General features: G+C 32.2%; 26 protein-coding genes and 2 pseudogenes. 1 reads left to right on the top strand and 27 read right to left on the bottom strand.

Annotated elements, in window-relative coordinates; translation table 11 throughout:
• Positions 1 to 418: 418 nt before the first annotated feature.
• The 8 genes and pseudogenes from H1D32_RS23170 to H1D32_RS23135 all read right to left on the bottom strand — a co-directional run bounded on the left by H1D32_RS23170 (position 419) and on the right by H1D32_RS23135 (position 8,656).
• Positions 419 to 1,579 carry a TniQ family protein gene (locus tag H1D32_RS23170; RefSeq protein WP_261180554.1) on the bottom strand — a complete coding sequence of 387 codons (1,161 nt, stop codon included), beginning with the start codon at positions 1,577 to 1,579 and terminating at the stop codon, positions 419 to 421.
• 697 nt (positions 1,580 to 2,276) lie between these two features.
• The gene (locus H1D32_RS23165; protein ID WP_261180553.1) at positions 2,277 to 2,651 is read right to left on the bottom strand and encodes a hypothetical protein; all 375 of its coding nucleotides are present in this window, start codon (positions 2,649 to 2,651) and stop codon (positions 2,277 to 2,279) included.
• Positions 2,652 to 2,819: 168 nt separating this feature from the next.
• Positions 2,820 to 3,071, bottom strand: coding sequence for a hypothetical protein (locus H1D32_RS23160; protein WP_261180552.1), 252 nt, complete (start codon positions 3,069 to 3,071; stop codon positions 2,820 to 2,822).
• A gap of 525 nt (positions 3,072 to 3,596) precedes the next feature.
• Positions 3,597 to 4,561: pseudogene (locus tag H1D32_RS23155) on the bottom strand (group II intron reverse transcriptase/maturase); the annotation flags it as partial.
• A 79-nt stretch (positions 4,562 to 4,640) separates the two neighbouring features.
• Positions 4,641 to 5,885 (bottom strand): group II intron reverse transcriptase/maturase, encoded by a 1,245-nt coding sequence (gene ltrA, locus H1D32_RS23150; protein WP_261180550.1) that lies wholly within the window; start codon positions 5,883 to 5,885, stop codon positions 4,641 to 4,643.
• A gap of 551 nt (positions 5,886 to 6,436) precedes the next feature.
• Positions 6,437 to 7,281, bottom strand: a pseudogene (locus tag H1D32_RS23145) (reverse transcriptase domain-containing protein); the annotation flags it as partial.
• A 786-nt stretch (positions 7,282 to 8,067) separates the two neighbouring features.
• Positions 8,068 to 8,256, bottom strand: coding sequence for a hypothetical protein (locus H1D32_RS23140; protein WP_261180549.1), 189 nt, complete (start codon positions 8,254 to 8,256; stop codon positions 8,068 to 8,070).
• 205 nt (positions 8,257 to 8,461) lie between these two features.
• Positions 8,462 to 8,656: a hypothetical protein gene (locus tag H1D32_RS23135; protein WP_261180548.1), complete on the bottom strand. Its 195-nt coding sequence runs from the start codon at positions 8,654 to 8,656 to the stop codon at positions 8,462 to 8,464.
• A gap of 368 nt (positions 8,657 to 9,024) precedes the next feature.
• Between H1D32_RS23135 and H1D32_RS23130 the strand changes: the two genes are divergently transcribed.
• Positions 9,025 to 9,498 carry a hypothetical protein gene (locus H1D32_RS23130; RefSeq protein WP_261180547.1) on the top strand — a complete coding sequence of 158 codons (474 nt, stop codon included), beginning with the start codon at positions 9,025 to 9,027 and terminating at the stop codon, positions 9,496 to 9,498.
• A 509-nt stretch (positions 9,499 to 10,007) separates the two neighbouring features.
• On the opposite strand, the gene H1D32_RS23125 is transcribed toward H1D32_RS23130, so the two are convergent.
• From H1D32_RS23125 to H1D32_RS25590, 19 genes are all read right to left on the bottom strand, one after another.
• Positions 10,008 to 11,450, bottom strand: a complete 1,443-nt coding sequence (locus H1D32_RS23125; protein WP_261180546.1) for a caspase family protein — start codon at positions 11,448 to 11,450, stop codon at positions 10,008 to 10,010.
• Positions 11,451 to 11,729: 279 nt separating this feature from the next.
• Positions 11,730 to 11,951 (bottom strand): hypothetical protein, encoded by a 222-nt coding sequence (locus H1D32_RS23120; RefSeq protein ID WP_261180545.1) that lies wholly within the window; start codon positions 11,949 to 11,951, stop codon positions 11,730 to 11,732.
• 637 nt (positions 11,952 to 12,588) lie between these two features.
• A complete protein-coding gene (locus tag H1D32_RS23115) occupies positions 12,589 to 12,951 on the bottom strand; it encodes a PepSY domain-containing protein (RefSeq protein WP_261180544.1) in 363 nt (120 codons plus the stop codon).
• 70 nt (positions 12,952 to 13,021) lie between these two features.
• Entirely contained in the window at positions 13,022 to 13,537 is a 516-nt protein-coding gene (locus H1D32_RS23110; protein ID WP_261180543.1) for a GrpB family protein, read from the bottom strand.
• A 132-nt stretch (positions 13,538 to 13,669) separates the two neighbouring features.
• A complete protein-coding gene (locus H1D32_RS23105) occupies positions 13,670 to 14,032 on the bottom strand; it encodes a PepSY domain-containing protein (RefSeq protein WP_261180542.1) in 363 nt (120 codons plus the stop codon).
• A gap of 103 nt (positions 14,033 to 14,135) precedes the next feature.
• Entirely contained in the window at positions 14,136 to 14,579 is a 444-nt protein-coding gene (locus H1D32_RS23100; RefSeq protein WP_261180541.1) for a hypothetical protein, read from the bottom strand.
• Between the two features lie 815 nt (positions 14,580 to 15,394).
• A complete protein-coding gene (locus H1D32_RS23095) occupies positions 15,395 to 15,679 on the bottom strand; it encodes a hypothetical protein (RefSeq protein ID WP_261180540.1) in 285 nt (94 codons plus the stop codon).
• Between the two features lie 111 nt (positions 15,680 to 15,790).
• Positions 15,791 to 16,099 carry a hypothetical protein gene (locus H1D32_RS23090; RefSeq protein ID WP_261180539.1) on the bottom strand — a complete coding sequence of 103 codons (309 nt, stop codon included), beginning with the start codon at positions 16,097 to 16,099 and terminating at the stop codon, positions 15,791 to 15,793.
• Between the two features lie 969 nt (positions 16,100 to 17,068).
• The gene (locus tag H1D32_RS23085) at positions 17,069 to 17,371 is read right to left on the bottom strand and encodes a hypothetical protein (protein WP_261180538.1); all 303 of its coding nucleotides are present in this window, start codon (positions 17,369 to 17,371) and stop codon (positions 17,069 to 17,071) included.
• A gap of 355 nt (positions 17,372 to 17,726) precedes the next feature.
• Positions 17,727 to 17,960, bottom strand: coding sequence for a hypothetical protein (locus H1D32_RS23080; RefSeq protein ID WP_261180537.1), 234 nt, complete (start codon positions 17,958 to 17,960; stop codon positions 17,727 to 17,729).
• Between the two features lie 156 nt (positions 17,961 to 18,116).
• A complete protein-coding gene (locus H1D32_RS23075) occupies positions 18,117 to 18,971 on the bottom strand; it encodes a GNAT family N-acetyltransferase (protein WP_261180536.1) in 855 nt (284 codons plus the stop codon).
• A 264-nt stretch (positions 18,972 to 19,235) separates the two neighbouring features.
• Positions 19,236 to 20,018, bottom strand: a complete 783-nt coding sequence (locus H1D32_RS23070; RefSeq protein WP_261180535.1) for a class I SAM-dependent methyltransferase — start codon at positions 20,016 to 20,018, stop codon at positions 19,236 to 19,238.
• A gap of 355 nt (positions 20,019 to 20,373) precedes the next feature.
• Positions 20,374 to 21,210: a stage II sporulation protein P gene (gene spoIIP, locus H1D32_RS23065; protein ID WP_261180534.1), complete on the bottom strand. Its 837-nt coding sequence runs from the start codon at positions 21,208 to 21,210 to the stop codon at positions 20,374 to 20,376.
• Positions 21,203 to 21,739, bottom strand: a complete 537-nt coding sequence (locus H1D32_RS23060; protein WP_314733487.1) for an RNA polymerase sigma factor — start codon at positions 21,737 to 21,739, stop codon at positions 21,203 to 21,205. Before H1D32_RS23060 ends, spoIIP begins: the two co-directional genes overlap by 8 nt.
• A 1,122-nt stretch (positions 21,740 to 22,861) precedes the next feature.
• Complete coding sequence (locus H1D32_RS23055) at positions 22,862 to 23,035, bottom strand: hypothetical protein (protein ID WP_261180533.1); 174 nt, start codon at positions 23,033 to 23,035, stop codon at positions 22,862 to 22,864.
• 111 nt (positions 23,036 to 23,146) lie between these two features.
• Complete coding sequence (locus H1D32_RS23050; protein WP_261180531.1) at positions 23,147 to 23,611, bottom strand: hypothetical protein; 465 nt, start codon at positions 23,609 to 23,611, stop codon at positions 23,147 to 23,149.
• 563 nt (positions 23,612 to 24,174) lie between these two features.
• Entirely contained in the window at positions 24,175 to 24,342 is a 168-nt protein-coding gene (locus H1D32_RS23045) for a hypothetical protein (protein ID WP_261180530.1), read from the bottom strand.
• 33 nt (positions 24,343 to 24,375) lie between these two features.
• Positions 24,376 to 24,747: a hypothetical protein gene (locus tag H1D32_RS23040; protein WP_261180529.1), complete on the bottom strand. Its 372-nt coding sequence runs from the start codon at positions 24,745 to 24,747 to the stop codon at positions 24,376 to 24,378.
• A 145-nt stretch (positions 24,748 to 24,892) separates the two neighbouring features.
• Positions 24,893 to 25,219 (bottom strand): TIGR04104 family putative zinc finger protein, encoded by a 327-nt coding sequence (locus tag H1D32_RS25590; RefSeq protein ID WP_396126297.1) that lies wholly within the window; start codon positions 25,217 to 25,219, stop codon positions 24,893 to 24,895.
• Positions 25,220 to 25,411: the final 192 nt, after the last annotated feature.

Here is a 25,411-nt window from a genome sequence, read left to right as displayed (position 1 = left end):
ACTTAACAACCTTTCAAGATATTTTGATATTTCGGTATTTTTAAGTGTTCGTTAAATTAAAATTATACGAACACTTAAAAAGCCTGTATTCCTCCAGAGGAGAATACAGGCTTTTTTAAAATTTATAGCTTTACTAATAAACTCATATAGATTACTCTTAAAGATCATAGTTTAAGACCCCGATTTACCATTACTTTTAGTTGAAAATTTTCATAATAATTATACCATATTTAAAAACTTTTAATTGTCCGCTATATATTAATTTAGATGTTGTGTGATATTTTTGCTTTTAATTCTTCCCATTTAATTTTTAATATCTTCTCATTTAACACTCTTTCTCCAATTATCTCTTCCATTTTCCGTCTACTCGGATATATACCTTCACCAACTAGTGAATTAAACGCTTTTTTTACTTGTTCTAATTTCTCCTTATTTCGTTTTTCTTTCTCTTTTGCAAATGCTCGATATAATTATTTTTAATTACCTCACATACCTCTCTATACTTTACATATAATAATTTTCTATCACAACCAATAAGCTCAGCCACTTTTTTTACAGAGATTGGAGTACAATTCTCTATGATGCCTTCCAAAATTCCCTTTATCTTTACATGGTCGTATCTCACTTTTTCTGATCCTTCAGGCATACTAATATCTATATTCGTTGTATTGATATGTGCTTCACTTCTTTGTAAAAACTCAACAATAGTCACTCCTAGCTTCATGCAGATTAAAACTAACGATTTAATTTGCGGTAAACTCTCACCTTTATACCATCCAGTAAAGGTTGATTTAGGTACTCCTATATACTTAGCAGCTTTTGACTTATCATCGTTAAAGTATTTTTTTATGTAGTAAGAAAGCGATGATGAAATAGAATTGCATCTATTTTTCTCAACATCAAACCAAAAAAACTGCGTTGATAAGATTTCTGAAATTAATATAACTGGACGTTTAGCAGCAATGCTTAACTCTTCTTCAATAGCCTTCACTTGATCTCCACCTAACCATGTTTCACAATTTGAACAAAAACCTGCTCTTGAATTTCTTGTAATTACAGGGATAGTATTATCACAACAAGGACAATGAAACGATAATTTCTGATCATGATAGACGCAAACACTTACTGCTTGAAAATTCCACAATAATCGCTCATACACTACTTCATTATTAGTGGTGTCCTGGTGATAGCATCTTGGACACCATGCTTTAGTTTTACGAAGCAACCCTCTGGTAGGAACTAAATGAGATATATTTAATAACGTTATTGCTCTTAAATCGTCTCGAGTGGTTAGCCGCTCTAAAACGTTTACAAAGTCCTGAGCTAGATTGCAAGTCCCATTTATTGCAGCAGCAGATTTATAGAATCCATCACCGCCTCTTTCAGCAATACTCGATAAATAATTCTTATGTACAATTGGTGTAATAACCTTTGAAATTAAATCTCCAGTTTTAAAACAGTGAAGGTTTGATATACGTGATATATATCCAGTTAATGACTCAACATTTGCTGTTCCAATACCAATAGGCTCAACATTATACAATTGACTTCTTTCGGAAAACGAAATATTTACACTCATAAATCACACCTATATTAATTAATAATATAGGTATTTTTTTCTGAAACGCAATTTTTATTCAAAAACAGTTAAAAAGATTGATGAAATCTTTATATAAACTGTCCGCAGTCTCGAAAATTGTCATATTAACAGCCAGTGACATTGACGTGGCTTGAAATTTCCCCTTTCTTAATAACAATAACTTCTTGAACCTGCAACTATTTTAACACAATTTCCCAATACAAAAGGATTAAATTAAAGGACTGCAATCATATGCAATCCTGCTTGTTTACTTCAACAAAGCGATACTAATTCTGCTTAGAGTAGTTCCTCTCCTTGTTCCACATTCGCATCCGTTTGTTTAAGAAGAGACTGTTTTTGCTTTTACTTACTCCCATAAAAAATCTAACTCTTTTCTTTTTTACTCTATTAATTTGAATGACTAATATATATTAAAAACCAGAGAAGTAACTAAAAATGCATAAAAGCCATTTTCTACAAAACCCCATATTCCAATTGCAAGAATCGGAATCAACACTACCACAATTGCTAAAATTATCCCATTAAACAATAATTTATACCTCCTTTTATCATTATCTCTTTTTCAATTAACCTGCTCTTTAGCGACACAACAGCAGTCACAGCCTGTTCCACTAATGCTTATCGTTAGTGCAACAAGCAGTAGTATTTCATATACTTTCGCTTGTTTAAATTAAAATTAACTCTTTATATAGTGCTCATACCACTCTCTTCCTGATGCCCATTCCTCAAAAGTGTTTTTGTCTCCTAATATTTCTATACAAATTAATGCCATAATGTATTCTTTCAACCCATTTTCACTTGATTTGCTAAAATCATTTATGAAATAGTTTAATGTTAAATCGCCTTGTTTTACTAAAAACTCAAATTCTTCTTGATGAGCTTCTATGTAATCATGAGGATTAGATGATAGAGAAGGTTCACTTAAAATTATTGATAAAGAATTTTCAATCTGTTGAGTTACCTTATCTTCGGTCGTTATTACTACATTTTGACTACACCCTGCAATTAATATTAGTAATATTGTTACTGCAGCAAACAGCGTTTTTCTCAATATAATCTCTCCTTCATATGTAAAAAACAAATTATAAATTCATTAAAATCTCAATTTACTACTAAACTATCCACCATAATTAACTGTTACGGAAGAATTTGCTTATTGTGCTATTGCATCAGTTAGCACAACAAGCAATAACTTCCATTTATCAATCACTTTGCGTAATTAAATTTTAAAATTATTATTTCTTGTTCTTTTTTCAGTGAATGTCCAAGCTAAGTAGATGAAGAAAGTTACTGCAACTATTATTAATAAAACATCAGAAAAGAATAAAATATCTATATCTGTTACCATTTTAGGTTCTCCACCGTAATGATGTTCATTTTTAAATATACGATTTTCCCAATCGAGGGTAAGAAAAGATATAAGCCCTCCAAAGATAATTCCACAAAGAAATGAGTAAAGAGTTTTTTTCACAACATCCTCTCCTTTTGAGTTAATAGAAATAAATCTCAAGAACATTTCATCATAATCCTTATTGTAGAAACTAAACTAAGCTCTCGTTTACACAATAAGAACCGATTACCTTTTTTGTAGTAAGCGAACGAATAACCAAATACCACCGATAATTATTCCAAAAATAAATAAAATTAATAATAAGCCTGGTACACCTACACCTGTAATCATAATAATCATCCTCGCTTTAAATTTAGATTTGATTAATAAAATGTTAACATATTTTGTTAATTGATAGTCTTAATTTATAAAATATTATTAAAATTTTATTTACATTTTGTACAACTAAACTGCTGAAAAAAAGGCAGGAACAACAAGTTATATGACCGTTCCTGTTGTTCATACGAATAGGTAAGGGTTTGAAGTTATCGCTCCCTTTTCCCCTCGCTCACACCGTACATGAGACTTTCACCTCATACGGCGTTCCAACTAATCCAATCCATTCAATTCTATGTCTTTATTGAAGCGATTTAAATTTTCCAAAGTCTAGATTGATGTATTTCTGCATTGTTTTCTTAATTCGTTAACCTTTTCTAACTGCTTTCGGTTGAGCCGAAGCGCAGTTAATAAAGCTTTTATTTTATCAGTGTCTTTGAGATGTACAAGTCGATGCACACTTTCATGTAGCACGATTAAATTTGAATATCCATCATCTTTCGAGAGATGATAAGGATTTTTATGATGACAATGCCAATCGTTTAAGCCTAGTTCAACACCTGAGACTGCACATTTTCCGTATTGGGCAATGAACTTACTTATTCGATTATCGTTATATTCAATTGTTCGATTTGGGATAAACTTTTCATTACATGACTGAGTATCTTTTTATTAATAGCTTTAAGACTTTCGTGTAGTTTTTCTCTACCTTCGGCAGTGTAGTTGCACGTTCCTTGAGAAAAGCATAGATTTGTTTTATGTCTTTGAGCGTGAATTGGGACGAAAACCATATTCTGAATTTTGTATAGTTTAGCCTTACATCCTTTATAACGCTTTTGTAAAGTACTAGTCATATTTGAAAACTTCGCTTCTGTTCTAATGTCTTTTAATCGATTGTAAAGCGTCTTCTGAAGAAAAGAGCTCAACTCACTTAAATTTTTCATAATCCTTGTTGCTACTGAGTAGTAATTTTGGATTCCCATGACAACTGTATTGAAATGCCAAACCGTTTCAGCACAAGGTTTCTTTTGTATAGCTTTAATACAATCTTTAATTTTAATAAGTGCAGTTGCTTTTGCTTTCTTTGTCATATTCGACTTCGCTACATAGCCCATTCTTGTTTTTCCTTTCCTAATCGCTCGGAATGTAAAACCAAGAAACTCTGACGAGTTTTTCTTTAAGTTAATAACCTTTGACTTATCTTCGCTTGTTTCAAGGTGTAATCTTGTTTTGAGGAAATCCTTTATAGCACAATTCATCCTTATTGCTTGTGAACGTGTGCGACACAAAACCTTGAGGCAAGTAGACCACTGGAACTTCCCCAGTAGTCTCTCTCAGAACCGGACGTGAACCTCTCAGCTCATCCGGCTCCCATTATTCAGTCGTGGGCTTTATACCTATTTCCCAGTGTCTAAAGAGACTGGGATTTTGTTTCGCAATTCTACCTATGAAATGTTCTGCTCTTTTCTTGTGCCGAGCTAGTCTTTTGTATTTCTTTCTCGCCCACATAATTAAGGCTTTATTAATATGTCTGAGAGCAGAGTACATTTCAGATTTGTAGAACTTACCATAGTAATTAATCCAACCTTGAATTGCAGAGTTAAACATCTTCGATATGTCAATAAGCTCTTTTTCGGCCTTCAATTGTAGTTTCCAATCTCTTACTTTTTGCTGAATGGACTTTTTCGATTTATTACTGATGGCAGGTGTGAAATTCACAAAGTGTTTCCCCCACCTATTCTGTGACATTCTTGGTCTGAATGTGTACCCCAGAAAATCAAACGCTATATTCTCTTGTTCTTCTTTTCTGTCCGCATCTTTACAATAGACAATTTTCGTTTTAGAAGGGTGTAGTTCTAGTTTACATTCGTTCATTCTTTTGTTTAAAGATTTTAGCAGTTTCTTTGCTTCTTCCTCTGTGTTGCAGTGGATTACTGCATCATCTGCATATCTAGCAAAAGGGTTGTTTGGGTGATTAATAGCCATCCATTTGTCAAACGCATAATGTAGAAATAGATTTGCTAGTACCGGACTTATGACACCACCTTGCGGTGTGCCGGAGGTGCGTTCTATTAATTCTTCTTTTGTTTGAAACGGTGCAGTTAACCACCTTTTGATGTACAACTTTACCCATTCTACGTCTGTATGTTTATCAACTGCTCTCATCAGTAACTCATGATCAATGTTATCGAATAGACCTTTAATATCAAATTCTAGTACCCAATTATACTTCCAGCATCTTTTCCGAGTTATTTCTACCGCTTGAATGGCACTTTTCTTTGGTCTGTAACCATAAGAGTCTTCATGAAAGAATGGTTCTACCGAAGGTTCGAAATATAGTTTTACAGTCATTTGTGCAACTCTATCCGCAACCGTTGGTATTCCTAGTGTCCTTGTACCTCCAGCTTTCTTCTTTATATCCACAGCTTTAACTGCTGGAGGAAAGTAACTTCCTGATGACATTCTATTCCATATCTTATACAGGTTGTCTTTTAGATTTACCTCAAACTCTGCTATTGATTGCTCATCAATTCCTGCTGAGCCTTTGTTTGCTCTAACTCTTAAGAAGGCTTCATATACTATGTTCTTAGATATTTCATACGACTTTGTTCTACTCATAAGTTCCTCCCAGTTAAATGGTTGACTTGTTAATAAAACAGAATAACATAACTCCTTTGCTCCATCTCCGTTACGAGATTTCATTACTACTACGAGTTATTCCGCCCCTATACATGGCATTGGTACTCTGATTCTTGTGGGGCTTCCACTTGAAATCTCTCCCTTAGCATCCATGTCGTAGGTTCCCACGTTCCACACAAAAGCCTGTATTAAGTTCACGCCGCCTTTATACCGGTCACCGAACGGACAGTAAACAGGTTGCCTCCGAACTTATCCTGAGTTAACGACTCCCCCTCAGTTTTGATGACAAATCTACGCTTTCGATACTTCTTCAGCGGTTCAATGGTTTTCGTCTCCTTAATACACACCTGATAGAGTCAGGCTCTACCTTTTCCCTAACGCTCAATACCATAGCTTTTGACTACAGCACCTTAGGGTGGTTTGAAATCTCCACCTGTATGGCGATTTCGAGGGGCCCACCCTCATCTTTTGTGCAGCATGTTACACTAGGCAACTCTTCGAGTTCCCTTTGTGTTCCTTCGTGGCACACAGTCGTCTGCGTACCTTACGATATAGCACTCTTTTAAATTCAATTGTTTAAGTACTTTCACTTTATCGCCGTTTCTTTTGTAGGGATGATTGGTTACGAATGTCTCCCATTGATTACTAATCCACCAATCTAGTTCGTTGAGAACTATGTTGGATAATAACGGGGAGAGAATACCGCCTTGTGGTGTTCCTTTAGTCGGTATCCCTTCGCCCTCTATCTCAGCTTTCAAAAGCTTTGAAATGACGGCAAGCAGCGCTTTATCTCTAATTCCTAAAGACCATATTTGTTTTAGTAGCTTACTATGACTAACATTATCAAAGAAGCCTTTAATATCAACATCTATACAGTGAAAGAGACCCACCATGTTAATGAGGGACTCAAATCTTGCTTTTGCATGATGTGTACTTCTATTTGGTCTAAAACCGTAGCTATGCTTATGGAATTTCGCTTCGCAAATTGGCTCTAAAACTTGTAAAATACTTTGTTGTAGAATTCTGTCCCATATCGTAGGAATGCCTAAAGGTCGTTTTTTCCCGTTTGATTTTGGTATAAAGACACGTCTGACTTTTTCTGGGCTATATGATTGAAGCATTTTCTGAACTTTATCTATTACTTTTTCAACAGACAATATTTTACGTCTTCAATTGTTAACTTATCCGTTCCTGCTGTTTTACTTCCAGTATTTCTCTTTATGTTTCGAAAAGCAAGGCGAATATTTTCATTAGAACTAATCAGTTTCATTAATTCATAGAAGTTTTGACCATCAACACTCTGAGTGTATAAATTATCGAAGCTATGTTGCATATCATAATACTCGTTGTGTCTCAGTTTCTTCCGTTTTAACAAGTCGGTGACTCCCTTGAGAGTTGAACCTCTTTTAGTCTTACAAGAACCTTATTAATCGACAAAGAACTGTCTAACATGGTTGAATGTTCCTTTATTAGTCTAGTGGCTATCCCTCCGCGTTGATTAGACGTTTCTTCGGTACTGTGCCACCACTTTCACTGATATTAAAACAAGTTATACAATAACTAATCTCATTATCGCTTTCCTTATTACCGCTTCTCTGAGAGTAAGCTCTCCACGTTATCAGCTTACAACGTTGAATTATATCTATTATAGAATGAACTTAGATGCTTCCTGTAAGCCTGTTAGCCGTTCATATGCCTATAACATATCATGGATTTTCATATTAGCGAGTCTTACTCATCCACTGCTAACTTCACAATTTGGTGATGTACACATTTCTATGTAGTAAGCGTTTAGACCCGTACATTCAGAAGTTTGTCAGCTTAGCCATTTCTTGTAGGCTTTTTTTGCATTCTCACCATATTCATTCAACTCAAGCATCATGATTTACACCACCCCCTCGGGTAGGCTTTCGTCAGCTTTATCTGTTACGGTAAATTCTCACGCCTTTTTGCCGAGCTTATAACACTATCAATCTTACTAATTTTAGTGCTATTCGACTAAGAGAGAGCCCTTCAAGACGTTACTCAATCATTTGACTCTTCGATATAACCCTTCAACTCCCTGAAGGGAATTGTCTACCTTTTACCAGAGTAATGTGACCATTCTCAATTTGAGGTAGAAACATTTCGCACCACTAAAGCATTCGTTAGTTATAACTACTTATTTTAATAACTCGTCTTCTAATTCTTTTTCGATTTGTTCATTAGGTATCAATTTTTCAGTTTCTTCCTCAATACCAAGATGCTTCATTATCATTTTTTGTTGGTATTTAATCGTTGAAAGACTACCAATTACATAAATAAGTATTGCAATAGGTATTAGTACCGATAGAATATAATAAACAATCACTAAGTGTCCTCCTTCCTTATCCACTCTTCTACTTAATAAAGATAGTAAATTAACCCGCAAAAGAGCGTAACTCCTTATTTAATTTTTCTTACTCAATTGTTGAATAAAAATAAGCTGGAACAACCATTACTATGACTCTTCCTGTTGTTGCACTAAAGCACTCTTTAGCTCAAGAGAACCGTCTTAAATAACAGTTTGATTTTCTTCACTTTTGTTTTTGATTGCGGTACTTATCGTCGATAATTATCCAACCCCAAAATATACCAATTGCTAAAAGAGGCATAAACCTTGAAATTTGCCAAAATCCTTGGTTGTCTAGTATAACAGTTATAATTCCAAGTGGAACAAAGACTATAAGGAATTTTTTAGTTCCCTTTTTGAGTTTATTAATTTTATTCATTCCCGCCTCCTTAACAATTTTTGTCCTGTTTTTCACTTCAACAAGAAGAAGCCATTCTCCTTCCTAAAGAATAGCCCCCGTTGGTTCAACAAGCATGTTAAACTATCAAATAGGACAGAGATTCCGCTAGTATGAACAGAACTGTCAAGTTATCCAAAGAAACGCCAGTGTAATACAGACAGCTATTAACAATGGGCAAAAACTGAAAATAGAATATTCTATACTTATAATGGGGTAAGGTATCAAGTGCAATTAGACTTACAATACAACATTGTAAGATCAGTGTATCCAAACACAACATACATTGCTCCTAGATAAAATCAAGGCGGAGACAACTGATATCTTAACCTAACTTGGGAGGAATAACCATGGTTATAGTCGAATCTTTTTTAAGGGAAAATGGCCCAGAAGGAGGGGCTTATTGTAAAATTAATAATGGAGATGGGGAAGAGATCAGGAAGATTATAAGTAAATATAAGGAACTTCTATACGGTTATATCAGTATCACTTATAATGGCAATGAGATTCTTGGTGAAGACTTCTTAACTAGACTTGACGACCTTTGGGGGCCTATAGTAGATATCGTTGTTGAGTTCATGAAAAATAATTTTGCATCAGGTCCCTTTGCAGACAAAAATACTGAATATAGTTTAAAGCCAGCAGACGATCAAATGGTAGAGTTTGAATTGAGTGGGCATAGTTATTTTTTGCCTAAGAAGGAATTTCTATTTGAAATTTTAAACGGGGCAAAAGAGTTTTACACGCACTACATTGAAGCTACAGAAACTGATCCTCATATTACAACTTTAGAACAAATAGAAACATATATGGAAAAGCTGTAAGTAAAGCATATTAATTATTGTAGGGGAGGGAACTCTCATATTCTTACATAAATATCCAAATACCTCCCGTCCACCTCTTTTTAACATACGAAAAGAAAAAAACGTTCCTTTATAATAACGGGTTTAATTGTGAGGTGCAAACAGACAAATATCATTTTTAATCTCGTATGTAATAACAGAAAAAACACTTGGTAATTCACACAATAAATCGCACAAAAAAGACCGACTTTTGATAAGTCGGTCTTTTTATTACCAATTATTGTCTTATTCAACTAAAGCCTCCGTTAGTTCCATAATTTTTTAATAGGTTAATCTATTTACAATTTAGAAGGGGTTGGTAAATAATAAACTAATGCTATTAATTTTTACTTTACCTTTAGTAAAGTGACTTAATTTTTCCACAGGAATTCCTTCCCATAACGTTTGTTGTGTTGTTTTATTTAATTCAATTTACTTGTTAAAAGAAATAGATGGAATACATAACATGTGATTTTCATTAGCGGTGCAAATTAGTATATTTCAACCAATTCTTTACTTTTAATAACGGTCCATTCTCCTCTAACACTTTTCCCACCAAGAGCACCATATCTCACAAATTTCCCCATAAGATTCCTGCCACTAACACCAAATTGCGTTTTAACATTCTCAGGCTGCAGGTCAGTTAATGGTGATGATAATGATAATAGATACATACCATCTTCTAGCTGGTTCCCTTTATAAGAGAATCCTTCAGTTAGTATCGCCCCATCAATTACATCTGTTTTACACTGTGCTCTGTACTTATTGTCTCTTGTGTAAAGTGTGAACATTAGTTTAGTTTTATTAGGAAGATTCGTGTTTATCCTAAAAAAGATATTACTATCCCTCATATAACCTTTTGGACTCAATTCAACGATAAGTTCTTTACCTTCTATAGGTTCCTTCTCAAGGAGTCTTTCTGGCAACGGAAGAGGATCACCCATTTTCACATACTGGTCCCCATAGTACCACCTGTGTTCCTTATACTCAAATCCCCATGAGGACAAATAGCCCATATTTATGAAATCTAGTTCATTGTCAGTAAATTTTTGATTAATACGACTATAACTTTCTCTAGAGTATAGTCGCATGATCTCAATAATAGGCTTCTGATATTTGAAATAAGCATCCACTATTGGTAGACACTCTGTGTCATAAATGCTAAGATTTTTATTCTTATAAAAATCCGATCTCTCAGTAATAAACTGATATACATCTTCCTGAGCTAATTCAAAGTCAGTATGCTCAATAACACTAAAGTAAAAATCACCAATTAGACTTGAATGCTCCCATGAAATTTGATTGCCTCCACTAATTCGTGACAATTCCGATCTTACTAACTTAAAAGTTTCTTCAATTATTATGTTAGGAATTTTAATACACTCTTTGAGTATTCCAGTATAAAGACCATTGGAATCTTCCTTTTTCCCATCTCCAGCTAAGCTGTCAGGGCTAGTGGAATAAGAAATAAATGTGCCAATAGGAGCTTCTTTAAACGGTGCAAAACCGTTTGAAACAGGTCCTCTTATAGTATTAATAAATGGATTATTTCTGCATGCATCTAAAATTATTATATTTGTTTTCTCTCTAAAATTACTTATTTTTCTTAGGTAATCATTAATATTATAACTTGTCGAGATTGCTGTTACCTCGTCTGTAGCTTCTATGTCAACTGGTGCAAGATAATTTTCCCCTTTTATTTGAAGTCCATGTCCCGCAAAGTATACCAAGGATGCTTCGCAGTCCTTTATATTCTTAATGAATCTTATAAATGTCGTCTCCATTTCTATATGTGTTATATCAAGATGCTTTTCTACTTCAAAGCCAAGCTGCGTCAAAACATCTGTGATATCATTCGAATCATTTATTGGATTCTTTAATGGAGAATTATAATAATTCGAGTTTCCAATTACTAAAGCAATTCTTTTTTTCATGCTTTCCACTCCAATCTAGCAAATGAATTTCAGATAACGTTCGGTGTTCACGACGTTCCTGAGAAGACTTACAGGTGAAGTCCTGAGCTTAGAAATGCCTTTCTTAGCGAAGGCAAGCCGACACGGTTAGTCTCGGGAATGTTTATTTCTCACTTTTCAGTCTCGTCTTCATAATTTAATTAATGATAAGAACATTTCCACTCACTTAATATGTACCCTTTACTTCAGAAAGAAGCGTTATCTGTTTAATCTGATCTTGAACACTAGCACTCCGTTTGTTTAATAAGAGTTTATATTTTCTAAACCCAAAAACTGTCCTCTATAACCTTCGTCACCTAAAACCCAATATAAAAGAATTGTGATAATAAAAACACCGATTGTTAAACTAAACCATGCAAAATATCTATTCTCTTTATTTATCAAAGGGAATAATACAACCAGTAGTGTACCAATACCCAATGTAATTAGTACCGTTATTCTTGCTACAAGAAACTCCCACACTGCCCTAGCCCCCTTTTTAATTTGTAATGTATGTTTTTAACTTAAACTATCGCTTCCGTTTGTTTAAGTGTAACCTTTCGCAATATTAAGATTTTAATGTGGGTAATCACCAATTCACATCCATATTAGTGGAAGTATGAATGCAATAATTGAACCTGTCATCCATATTACAAGAATAAAAAACATTCTTTTGTTACTAATTTTTCTATCTTTCCAATCCTCTACTGAAGGTAATACCCCATAACTAATATAAACTATACAAGCTACACTCAATATTGTTGAGTTTGACATAATTGCTGAAGTAAGAAAAAGAGGAACACCAATAATTAACAAAATATATTTAGCTAATTTAAAGGATTTTTATATTTTTTTTTAATAGTTCTTTATCCTTTTGGTAAAAAAAATAATGTTTTCTTTCTCCATATTCTTTCCTCCTTATATGTCAAGTCTTCTTGGTCATTGAAAAAATGCTCTACTTAGTATTAAAGTAAAGGCTTTAGTTGTATTTGAATTCAACAGGTATATTTGCTTTTTATTTCCCTAACTGCTTCTTTACTTCAACAAGGAGAGATACTTATCCTGCTTAGAAAAGTACCTCTCCTTGTTCCACATTCGCATCCGTTAGTAAAAACGATTTTTATTTACCAAGAAAATTTTTATCTATTACGTCACCGTTCTCGTCATTAATTAACCAACTACTTAAAATTTCTCCACTATGTGCATCAATATAAATTGACGATAGTTCTTTACCGTCATTTATTTCGTAAGAAACAAACCAAATTGCTTTATATTGTTCTGGATTTTCTATATGATAATACTTTTTAATTAAACTATTTAATTTCTCGGTTTCTTTGATTAAACTTTTATTGACTATTACAAAATCTTGATTTAATCCTTCTGTTGCTATTTTTATCGCTTGGTTTTCATCAATGATGTGATTGTTTATTAATAAAAAACTAATACCAATAAGTAATATTGAAATCACAATAACTTTTTTCATATTCCCCCTAAAACAATACGTTACCATTTTCTAAAATCCGCTTCTTCAACATAAGCCTCCGTTAGTTTAATTAAATATTTTTTCTCCACGTCTCTGTTTTATCATCAATTGCTTTGATATAATTGTTCTTGCCTTCTATATACTTAGCAATATTTGTAGGGAATTTCTCTGCCAATGTTAGTTTCAATTCACTGTACTTCATAGCTTCCTCTGGATGTGCAATCATATAATCCCTAAAAGCTAAGTGACGAACAATTTCTTCATTTCCTTCTTCATAGATATGAACATGGTGAGTTCTATTATCTCCACCCTTTATAAAAAAACGTCTTTTAGAAATTCCGTATTCACCCATCACTTCATAGCCTAATTGTTCCATTTTGTTATTGAACTTATCAACTTCACCAATGTTAGTAACCTCAACCATAATATCAATTACTGGCTTAGCTTTAATATTTGGAATTGCTGTACTTCCAATATGATAGACATTTAAAATTTCATTCTCAAACAAATCTCTAAGTTTCTCACTTTCCTCCTGGAACATTTCTAACCATTCCACACTATATGGTAAAACCTCAACTCTTCGCATTAAATCACCTCACACTACACAATAATTAAACAACTATTTTTGCACTATCCTGCCACGTTTGTAAATAAGTTCCACCAAAAAGGCGTTTATTCCTTCTTGAATAAACGCATTCGTTAGTAAAAAAATTGATTTCTATTTACCAAGAAAACTTTTATCTAATACGTCCCCGTTCTCGTCATTAATTAACCAACTACTTAAAACTTTTCCACTATGTGCATCAATATATATTGACGATAATTTTTTACCATCATTTATTTCATAAGAAACAAACCAAATCGCTTTATATTGCTCTGGATTTTCTATATCATAATATTTTGTAATTAAACTATTTAATTTTTCGGTTTCTTTGATTAAACTTTTATTGACTACTACAAAATCTTGATTTAATCCTTCTGTTGCTATTTTTATCGCTTGGTTTTCATCAATCATGCGATTGTTTATTAATAAAACACTAATACCAATAAGTAATATTGTAATCACAATAACTTTTTTCATATTTCCCCCCTAAAACAATACGTTCCATTTTCTAAAATCCACTTCTTCAACATAAGCCTCCGTTTGTTTAAGTACACTAATTCACAACACTCTGTTTTCAGTTTCATTTAGATTGTTTAATCCAAATTTTCCAATCTTCAATACCATCGATTTCAACAACATTTAAATTCTCAGTAATTGGAACGTTACTTTCAATATAACCAACTTCATATCCAAAGTCGTCGTTAATAATGAGTGTTTGAATTTCACCATTTCCTTCAAAGGGTCCGTTCATTTGGACAATTTCTTTAGCTATCCATTGACCGTCTTCTTTATGAACATCAGCAAGCCAAATATCCTCATCATTCATTACCCCTCTAAAAACTATTAAGACTAAATCTTCATTTACTTTATGAGTACCAAATACATTTATTTCTCTTTCTCCGTTTTCAACCTCTATCATCCTTAAAGCATCTTCTGGTGAATTAGCTGTTTCTTGACTACTTTCATTACAACCTACAAGTAAAAAAACAAATGACATAATTATAAAGATTATACTTGACTTCATTGTTCTCACCCTCTCTAAATTTAAAAAATATGTACGATTATAACAGATAGGAACTGTTCCACTAACCTGCTTCGTTACTTTAATAAATAAAGAGTCCTCTACTTTTTGAAGGACAGCACCCGTTACTTGAAGAAGGGATTTCTATTCCTTTTTTCTTTTTACAAATTGTACAAACCAATATAACGCAATCCAAGGTAATATAAATCGAGTTGCCCATTCAACAAAACTTACTATAATAGTAAATCCATCATAATTTAAAATAGTTAAGACAATAAAAATTAGGACTAAACCTGCGTAACCGTATAGGGAATATTTCATTTATATCTCCTTTCATATTTTGCTAAACTGCTCGTTTGTAAATAAATTCCACAAAAAGAACGTTTATTCCTTCTTGAATAAACGCCTCCGTTAATTGAACATCCCAAATATTATAACGACAGAAAATAATCCAATTACTATCCAAACACTAAGTTGTTTATTTATTCGTCTATTTAGAAATTCAAAATGTAATTCTACCTTACTTTTCGAAAGACTAAGTAAAGATAGCAGAACCACAAAAATTAAATATTTTTGCCACTTTTCAGCTAATATGGGGTCAATATAATAAAAGTAAAAGATAAAAGAAGATAACGAGACAACAAGATATAGTAAGGTAGATATTCTCATATATAACATCCTTATATATATTTTTATTTATTTGTTTTACGTTTTTTTGTAAAGAAGGTTTCACTTTTTGTATTTTTTTAAGGATGATATTTTTCATTAACCTGCTTCAATACTTCGATAAGAAGAGGAACCGTTAGCTAACGCCTTCTTTAGCTTAAGAAGTTCCCAAAAAATATAACGCAAGTTAAAACTGTCGATAACCCCAATGTGAGAATTATAGTAGTTATGCTTCTCGCAATTCCTTTCCAATCTTCAATACCCGAAAAACCAAATCCCCCTAAAATAAACGTAATCAATGTAATATATAAGACCAGATTTAAAGGGTGCGTACCCATTAAGGAATAATCAATTTGACCTGAAAAAGAAACGATTAAAAATAGCAAAATACATATTATTGAAGAGATAAATGACCAAATGTTAATCTTTTTCTTCATTTTAGAACTCCTCTTTTTTCATTCGTTTTAACTGGTAAACTCTTTTACTAAAGCTCTCGTCAGTTGAGTAAAGAATTTGACCTTTTACTTCAAGTGAAATTACAAATTCATTTACATATATTGAATGATCAAAATGAAAAATACACCAGTTAACCAAATTAGCAGAATAAAAAACATTCTTTGGTTACCGATTCTTTTATCTTTCCAATCTTCTAATGAAGGTAATAACACATAACCTATTAGGTTAATTATCAACCCTACAACCAGTAAAGTTTGAATAGACATAATTATTCCAATAAGAAGAAGAGGTGCACCAATAATTAATAAAATAAATATTCCAAGTTTAAAAGGGTTTTTTAAACTCAATTTAAATTGTTCCATTTCCTCTTTGGTAAAAAATATAATATTTTCCTTCGGCAATCCTTCTCCCCCTTATTTGATACGACCTAGGCTCGGGCGCACTCGTATTCGTTACTTAAATAAATAACCTTTATTGCATTTTATTTACTAAATCAAGCAGTGTTTGTTTAACTTCACCTGATCGTTAGCACCACAAGCGATAACCCTGTTCAACTAATGCCTCCGTTAACGTAAGTAGAACAATTCACAGACTGCACTTTTTATCAGCTGACACTGCTTGGTTTTTGAAATATTGTGTTGCACCAACTACTGCAATTAAACCTACAAATAGAGGTGTAAGTAAGCAAATGAATAAAGTACAAATACATTCAATTGTGTACTGCTACCGATATAATTTCCAATCAACAAACTTGAGCCAATAATCGCCAAAACTAAAAGCGGTAAAAGGTAGCGATTCGTCTCTTTAACTTTTATAAATACAACAGAAAATCCAAAAACTAAAAATATAATGGAACCTAGAAGCGTAGCGTTCCACATAGTAATCCAAAATTGTTCTGAAATCCATCCAGAAATTAAACTAAACCGATAACCAATGAACTCAAAGTAACTATTAGATTTACACATGCTAACTTTTTCTTATTTAGATTTAAAAAAATAATAGGACTTATTAGTAAACACAATATTGAAAACCCGACCATAAATGAATCCCTCCATTACGCTATTGTATTCCGTTTGAATAAGAAATTAGAAAGCTTCCCTATCTTAATTTGCTATCCCTGTGTCATAAAAAACCAATTAAATAGTGTGAAGAATGATATTACAACGAAAATTACTAAGAGGATTATTAAAATTTTCTTCATCTAAAATCACTCCTTAAATAAAATCTTCTAATTCAATTAATCTGCTCCTTTACTTCAACAAGGAGAGATACTAATCCTGCTTAGAAAAGTACCTCTCCTTGTTCCACATTAGCTTCCAAGTTAATGCAATAAGAACCGAGCTTCTATTAGCTGGTTTAGTATAAATTCGTTACTTTTTAAACCTTTTGTATAAACCAATTATTAAAATTGAAAATGCTATTAAGTTCACTGTTTTCGGAATAAGATTTAAGATTGCTACAAATTCACTTATACTTTTACCGAATGGTGGTTCACTCATATTATCAATTAATGGCTTGATAGTATGTGGAAAAATAAATGAATATAGTTGAAGAAATAATAAGATTAGAAAGCTATAAAACCCTGCTAAAAAGGAAGATTTCTTAGACTGGATTAAACCAAATACTAATAACCTAAGAAAATTAATCAATTGGTAAAGAAATTGCATTATCATTATCCACCCCTTTCCAAGTGAATTAACTAACGCACCCGTTGTGAAAAATCCCCCTTTTATTATTTTAATTCTGCATTCCTATTCCACTTTTCAACAATCTCTCCATTTTGGTCGTATCCCACAGCGTTTTCAATTCAGAAAAAACATTTCTACATCTATTGTTAAAAAAGATGGAAATTCCGTTATAAAGGTATTATTCTTTGCACTAATTTCTTGTATTTCTCCATTTTTATAATGAATCTCAAATTTTTCTATCTCATGTTCATCTGTTGTAATAGCACCATGAATAATATTTCCTATACCTTCAAAATGGTTAGCTGAAACTAAAAAGGTAAACCACTTTCCGATTCAAAAGTCATACCAACACTTGTTCATTGTTATATTTGTATTTTCCATTCTCAAATTCATAAACTCCTATAATATGCTGTGTTTGGTCTAAGTAATAAACTAATTGATTATTTTCATCTTGGTTAATAACCTTTATAGGTGTTTTCCAATGACTTTGAACAGCTTCTTCAAGACTTGGATAACCTGTGTTACAACCAGATAGAATAACTAAAACAGTAACAAATAATAAAATTAACCTCATGTGTCTCACTCTCCATATCATAAAGACTAATACTTAAAAATTTACAAGTTGTTGTGCTAAACTGCTCAATAGTTACAAAGAAAGCGTCACTGCTGCTTGTTCCAGTAATGCTCTCGTTATTGAATAAGGATATAATTTAAATTATTCGGTTGAGAATTATTCGCCTTTATCAAAACCAAGATGAACAGAGTCTGCAATCCTTTCATAGCCAATTTCTCTATAGATCTTATTTGATGTCGGATTCATCATATCTGTGTACAGGACGCAAAAGTTGAAGTCTTTAAGTAGTTCTCTTGAAACCGCCTTAACAAGCGTCCGAGCATATCCTTTTTTGCGTTCTTCCTTTGGCGTATAAACCAAACTAACGGTTACACCGTTCTTTGTAGGACGTGACTTCTTCATCATAGATACGATCTTTCCTTTATCCTCCCAAATAAAAACCTCTTGTTCCTTAAGAAACATTGCAACACGTTTTTTCACTTGTTCGATTGGAGAAATCGGCAGTCCGGCATCATTTTCGAATGAGTTGAACCACTTCTCTATAAGTGGAGAATCATTTTCTTCCGCATAACGCCAAGAACCGGGACTATGTTCAAGCGTTTCATTGACCTTATTTAAACGATACAATCCCTGATCCATAAGCAGTTGATGAGCCTTACCAGTTTTAATTTCCCACTTCTTCGCGACTTTGTATGCCCACTCTTTCAAACTGATTATCGAACGAAAGTCAATTTCAATTTCGACCATATTTCTTATGAAGAAATCTATTATTTCATCTAAACGGTTTTCATCGACAAAAATAAGATTTAACGGATGCGGGGGTGTCATTTGGAAAAAGGCTAATACATTTCCCTCTTCCTCAATTGTTGCCATAAATGGATTTTCATAATTACCAGCTTTAATCGCTTGCAGTACACCGTAAAAAAGACTGAATATATCTTCCTTCTCCAATAAAAACGACTCTATCTTTCTCTCAAAATCATTAGCATTATCATAAACTTTAAATTTCATTTTCAACACTCTCCACTCATAATCAAATAAAATCGAAGGCACCGATTTAGAAACACCTTTTCATTCTATTTGGTCCAGATTAAGGTATAAACGACTGCTCATTTCGAACAATCGCTATCGTTTGTTTAAGTACAATGTTTCACATAATATCCTTATTTGGGATTTTTGTATTATCACAGTATCATAGGAATACTGCCCCTTAAATAAGGGCTTACTTCTACAAAAAAGGCATCAATCCTGCTTGGATTAATGCCCCCTATAAGTTCACGCTTTACGACCAATATACAACAAATGTTGACTTGTACCAATTAAACTTTCATCAGAACTTAGACGATACCCGATTTCTATCCACTTCCTGTACTCACTTTCATCTAATGAATTTATCTCTTTTTCCTTACAACCTAAAATATTTTCAATCCCTGCAAATGTTACCTCCTGTAATCCGTGGCTATTCATAAATTCTTTTGCTTCATTAGGATTAATAAAATATGCAGTTGTAAAACCTTTGCCTTCTTTATTTTCTCCATTTTCTAAATAACCAAGTAATTCTTCAACAAATTCAATTGGATATAAGTGCAATAAATTATCTTGTATTGGAGCATAACTGGAGATAAAAGTAACAATTATAATTCCATTTGGCTTTAATAATTTTATCGCACCTTCGACTGCCTTTCTCCTATCGGATTCTTTTATCAAGTGGTATAACGGTCCCATTAGAAGGATAACATCATATTGACGCTCAAATTCCCCCAATTCCAATGCATTGCCGTGAATGTATCCCTGTAAAGTAATACCTTTTTCAAAGGATTTTCTTTTTGCTACTTCAATATTTTTTTTCGATAGGTCCAAAAGAGTTACTTTATGTCCTCTTTCTGATAAATACATGGCATATCTGCCTGGACCCCCACCAATATCGAAGATTTCTAAATTCTCCTCTTTAATAAAATCATCAAGGAACCGTTTGGTAATATCAAACTCAATTTTATGACGCTCTAACCTTTCCCATTCGTCGTATTCAGTATCATACCAATACTCGATTTCATTCATTTTGTTGCCCTCCCAAAAAGGAAATATTAAACAAATTATAAACCTCAATGAATTCAATCAATTACCAAATTGTGTCTATTTTCTTACATTTATTATTTAATACACCTGCTTCTTTACTTGAATAAGTAAATTTTAACACTATCTACCAATTACAAAAAGACAATTTTAAAAGAAAAATAAAAGGACCTGGCTTAATAAGTATCCAGGTCCTCCACTGCCAAATTTTTCACTGAAGCACCCGTTTAGTGAAAATTCCCCTATAAGTAAACTTTGAAAATTGTACACCGGCATTTTCTATTAAAGAAAAGTGATATGTTAAGTTAAATCTTCACTGAATAAACACCAAATTCTAGCCTTAATTCAATATATCAGCTAATACCTCTGCTAAATAAGATGCACTTCTCTTTGCTTCTTCAATTGTATTTTCGTGTCCACCTATTTCAATTAAAAAGGCTTTATTTAGCAGGTCCTGATTATAATTTCGGTGAGAAGAAGCAATAACTCCTCTTGCTAAGTTAGGATAAAAATTTTCTATTTTATAATAAAGCTCTTTAGCAAACTCTAAGTTCTCTAAATAGTTTTCGTGACCGTCACCAATAACAATATTAATTCTTGCAACCTCTTCGCCATTAATAGTCGTTGTAGTGATGCTTCTTGGTTGGACATCGCGATGAATATCGAAAGTCATTTCTAAACTTTTATGTGTATTTAATGCTTCCATTACTATTTCTCGAGATAGATTATAAGATTGAGCATATTCCATTCCTTTGTTTTCTAATTCTAGATGATAATTTGTGGCATCATGTAAGGCGGAAACGCCTCTTTTTTCAAGCTCACTACTTAAAAATTTGCCAAGTGACGTAATGTTCTCATTTTCGTCCCAGGCCATTGAAGGATCTGCTTTTTCTCCTAAAAATGCTTCGTAATTATGGGTATGGTAAATGAAAACAACAGGTTCAAAATCTTTATTGTATACAGCATTGTTCAAAAGATTCGGTTGATTACTTACAATTAGTAACAGGATTAGAAGGCTTGCAACAACCGAACTAAAATAAGAAAGATATAACTTGTTTTTTGACTTTTTAGAAAACTTTTCGACAAGCATTTCCTCAAGCTCACTTTCAAATTCCTTGCGGGGAGAATTTAGACTTTTCGTTTTCTTTAATTTTTTTATCATTTCTTCATTATTCATTCTCCAGCCACCTCTCTTCAAATAGGATATTTTCAGACACTAGGCTTTCTTTCAACAGTTTTAAACCGCGGTGATAATTTACTTTCACTTTTGATTCGCTCCAGCCCAAGATAGTAGCTGTCTCTTTAATTGTGAATTCATTAATTCCTCTTAAAACAATCACCATTCTGTAATCATATTTAAGGTTTTTTAATGCAGCATCAACATTTCTTAAATCCTCTTTCGCTTCTACAATTTCTTCAGTTGTTTTTTCTTTTGATGGAGTAAGTTTTAACAATAAATCATTAAAAATTATTTGTCTTTTTAGACTACGATAATGGTCAATAGCAACATTTTTTGCAATGGAGAAAATCCAAGTTTTTAAATCAGATCTTCCATTAAATCTTGGAAGTGATTTAAATAATCTAACGAAAACCTCTTGTGTTAGATCTTCAGCTTCATCATGACTGCTAGTAAAAGAGACAATAAAATGATACACATCCTTAAAATATTCTCGGTATATAGTCCGAATTTCTTCTTCTATGTTCAATATCTCAACCTCCTTTAAAATTTGTTAGATATTAGTCGGATAAGTATCAAAAGGTTACAACTAAAACAATAAAGTTTAACTAATTTTTAAAAAATTATTGGTCATAGGATGTTTACTACTTACTAAATATTAGAATTTACATTTAGTTATTGTTTTGCAAACTTTGAAAATTCAACAAACTTAATTTTTTAAAATTAGAAAATGCGATTACCATTCAGCAATCGCAACAGTGTATTTAACAATTAATTTGTGGATGAAACCACAGTATGTTCTATGTATAAAAAAAATCGCCTGAATATACATCTAGATGAATTAAAATTATTGTATATTCAGGCTAATATTATTCCAAGTTGTTCAACTATTGCCTCCGTTAGTGCAAGAAGTATTAAACAAATCAAGATTACAAGTTTCTGCACTTAATCGGAAAGTAATTTTTCACTTTTATTTTTTTGTGACGGGAAATCCAAAATATTTATATTTAACATTTAAGGTTTCAATGTTTTCTTCATAAAATTCAACTCTTATTCCATAGCTAATGGGTGTCATTTCATTTCTGTTTATTATTTCAATAACATTTTCAGAAGGAATCTTAGTAGGGTAAATGTTCTCTTTGTTTAAGTCCATAAATTTAATATTTGGGCTATCAGTTCCACTTTGTACAATTTGAAGAGTATCATACTTACACCAAGTGCTAATTCCTTTGGAGTTTTGTTATCATTAATAGTTACTTCTTTTAGAGTCAATTCCTTAATGCCCATATTATCTATATTAAAAACAATTTCTTTTCGCCCCTGTTCTTTATAAGTTGTAGAAACTCCGTTAAGAGAAATAGGATTACTAAAATAAAATGAAAATAATAAATCCTCCAATTAGTAAAAAAGTAACAAATGATGCTATTAAAATCCAAATTTTTTCAAAGTACCTACCTCCAGATCAATAGTAGCAAGTTATAAAAACATTGGTTTCAATAATTACGAAAACTTTTGTTTTCATGTTAAAAAAACAAATCAAAAAAGTATTGTTGTTCAAGTATTCTGCTCCTTTACTTCAACAAGGAGAGATACTAATCCTGCTTAGAAAAGCGCCTCACCTTGTTCCACATTCGCATTCGTTACTTGAATATTATTCTTTATTTAACTTCTCTAACTTTTCTAACCTGCTTTCAAGCTCTTTAATTTTAAAATCATATTCCATATTTTTAAATTGCTTTAATGAACGGTCAATTAAGCTTTGAACAATAAGGATAAATATACCAAACAACAAAGGAGCAAAAATTAATAATAAAAAAGAATCCAAATCAAGACACCCCATCTCTATCTATCCTACCTTAACTAAACTGCTTAGTTTGTAAATAAATTCCACAAAAGAAGCGTTAATTCCTTCTTGGATTAACGCTTTCGCTGAAGATTAATAACTTGTTTGAATTTCCTCAATTACATCTCCTTCAAAAGAAATTCCTTTGACGGTAGCATCCAGGAGTTCTCCATTCGCAATCAAAAACCAAAACCTATCATCGTTATTATATTTTATCACTCTGGCTTGATATTCTTTTCCGTACTTCGTGATAACTTGTACTAACTCAATTTCAGGGTCTGTTATTTTCCCTCTAAGTAAATCTGAATAACTTGATAGATTATCTCTTAATTCAAAATGCCCCCAATTCAACTGAGAGTCCTCTAACAGATATAGACTTCCTCCACGAACAATTTCCCACCCTAAGAAGTTTTTCTCCAAGATTACATTCCCAAATGATGAATTTTCTCCTGACCCCAATCGTAAAACTGCGACGGCTTTATTTTTTTCGAGTAATTCAATATGAGCTACCTTTAATTCTGGATGCTCTAATGCAATAACAGCCTTTTGAATTTCCACTATATTGTCTTTTGTTGCTACATTTAAAAGATAAATACCAAAAACAATAACTAATAGTAAATAAAAATAATACCTTTTTCCCCATTCTAAATCTCCTTTTAACTTTTTATCAGTCCTGCTCCGTTAGCATCGTAACAGCAAAGACAACTATTGAACTAATGCTTCGTTAGTACAACAACAGGAGCACCAGATTGTTCGGCTAAAACTTCTCAAAAACTATTTTTTATAAATAATGGTAATTAGGGAGTATATAAAGCCTACTAATCCAAAATAATTAGTGCGGTCTCTTTATTTAATATAAAACCGCTTAGTTCAACCCATTCTGGATATGTCATATAAAAGATTAGATGTCCAATAACAACACCCAAGATACTAAAAAATGGTGTCTTTAAAATTCCCCAAATATCTTATCTTTCTTATCTGTTGATAGCAGGTCTGTCACCATTGTTATAGGTAAATAGATGATAAGGAAAAAAATAAAACCCATTTTTACGCTACTATAAAATCCTACTTGTACGTGTTCAAATGGATAAACTTTTTTACTTTCTAAATTTTCCAAAAGACTAAATCCTAAAGCAAATAGCATGACGTAAAATAGTCCTAGAATTGATAAACGTTTTATAGTTTTCAATAAGGTCACTTCCAATCAGCAATAGTAGATATCTCAAGACAACTTCTTCTTTCGTTAATCTCCCCTTTAGGGACACAAGCGTTGTAATCGCTTGTTCCACTAAAGCCTCCGTTACCTAAATAAAGACTTTATTTTAATTAAGAAAAAACTCTTCCAATTCCTCAACTTTACCTGTTTGAAGGACTATACCTTTATTATCAAAAACCACAATTTGAGGGAACTCATTTAAGGATAATGCTTGTTTATAATCATAATCATGTGAAGAATTTTCGTCCAAAATTATATACGTTAAGGAATGAATTTGTTCCCAAAATTTATTAGCATCAATTAAATCATTATTGATACTACGTTGGTATTCTCCAGAAGGCATTTCATCATCAAAAACCACAATACTGTATTTACCTTCAACTTCAGATTTCAATTTATTAATAACTCTTTCTTCCTCAGAAGAACACCCCATTAAAATAAAAACTAAACTTAGTATAATTGCTAATTTCTTTTTCAAAACTCTCCCCCTTACAACTACTTACTTTAACATGAATTTACGATTACCCTTATTAAACATTACTGCTTCGTTTGTTAATAAATTCCCCAAAAGAAGAGTTAATTCTTTCTTGAATTAAGCTTATCATTAGTTGAAGAAATTCCATTTATTCTTTTATAGGAGTACCTAACTTCACGAAATACGGGGTTATTAGCGAAATAAGAATTGCAGACAATATAAATATTGTGAGTTCAATTAGTAAATTTATTTCTGAGTCTGAGCTAAAAGAGCTAAAATAATTATTAAACAGCAACTTTGAAAATATATACGCTCCAATAAAAATAATTAAGAAGAGTAAAAAAGAATTCCTTACAGGATACTTTGTGTTACACTTGCTACATTTCAACTCTTTAGACGAATAGTGCCATTCTGATTTAATGATTTCTTTCCAGTTAAATTGGTGATTGCATACATTACATTTTGGCAGTTTCATTAATATCTCCCTATCTATTGATACTTTCAATCAGTTTTAAAATAAAATTATTCTTCTTAAAGTTTTCTGTTTCTTTACTTGAATAAGTAAATTTTAACACTATCTACCAATTACAAAAAGATAATTTTCTTAATAAAATAAATAGACCTGGTTTAATAAGCACCAGGTCCATCACTGTAAAATTTTTCACTA

Source organism: Anaerobacillus sp. CMMVII (assembly GCF_025377685.1).
Classification (GTDB): domain Bacteria; phylum Bacillota; class Bacilli; order Bacillales; family Anaerobacillaceae; genus Anaerobacillus.
This window is presented reverse-complemented; position numbering and strand designations above follow the sequence as displayed.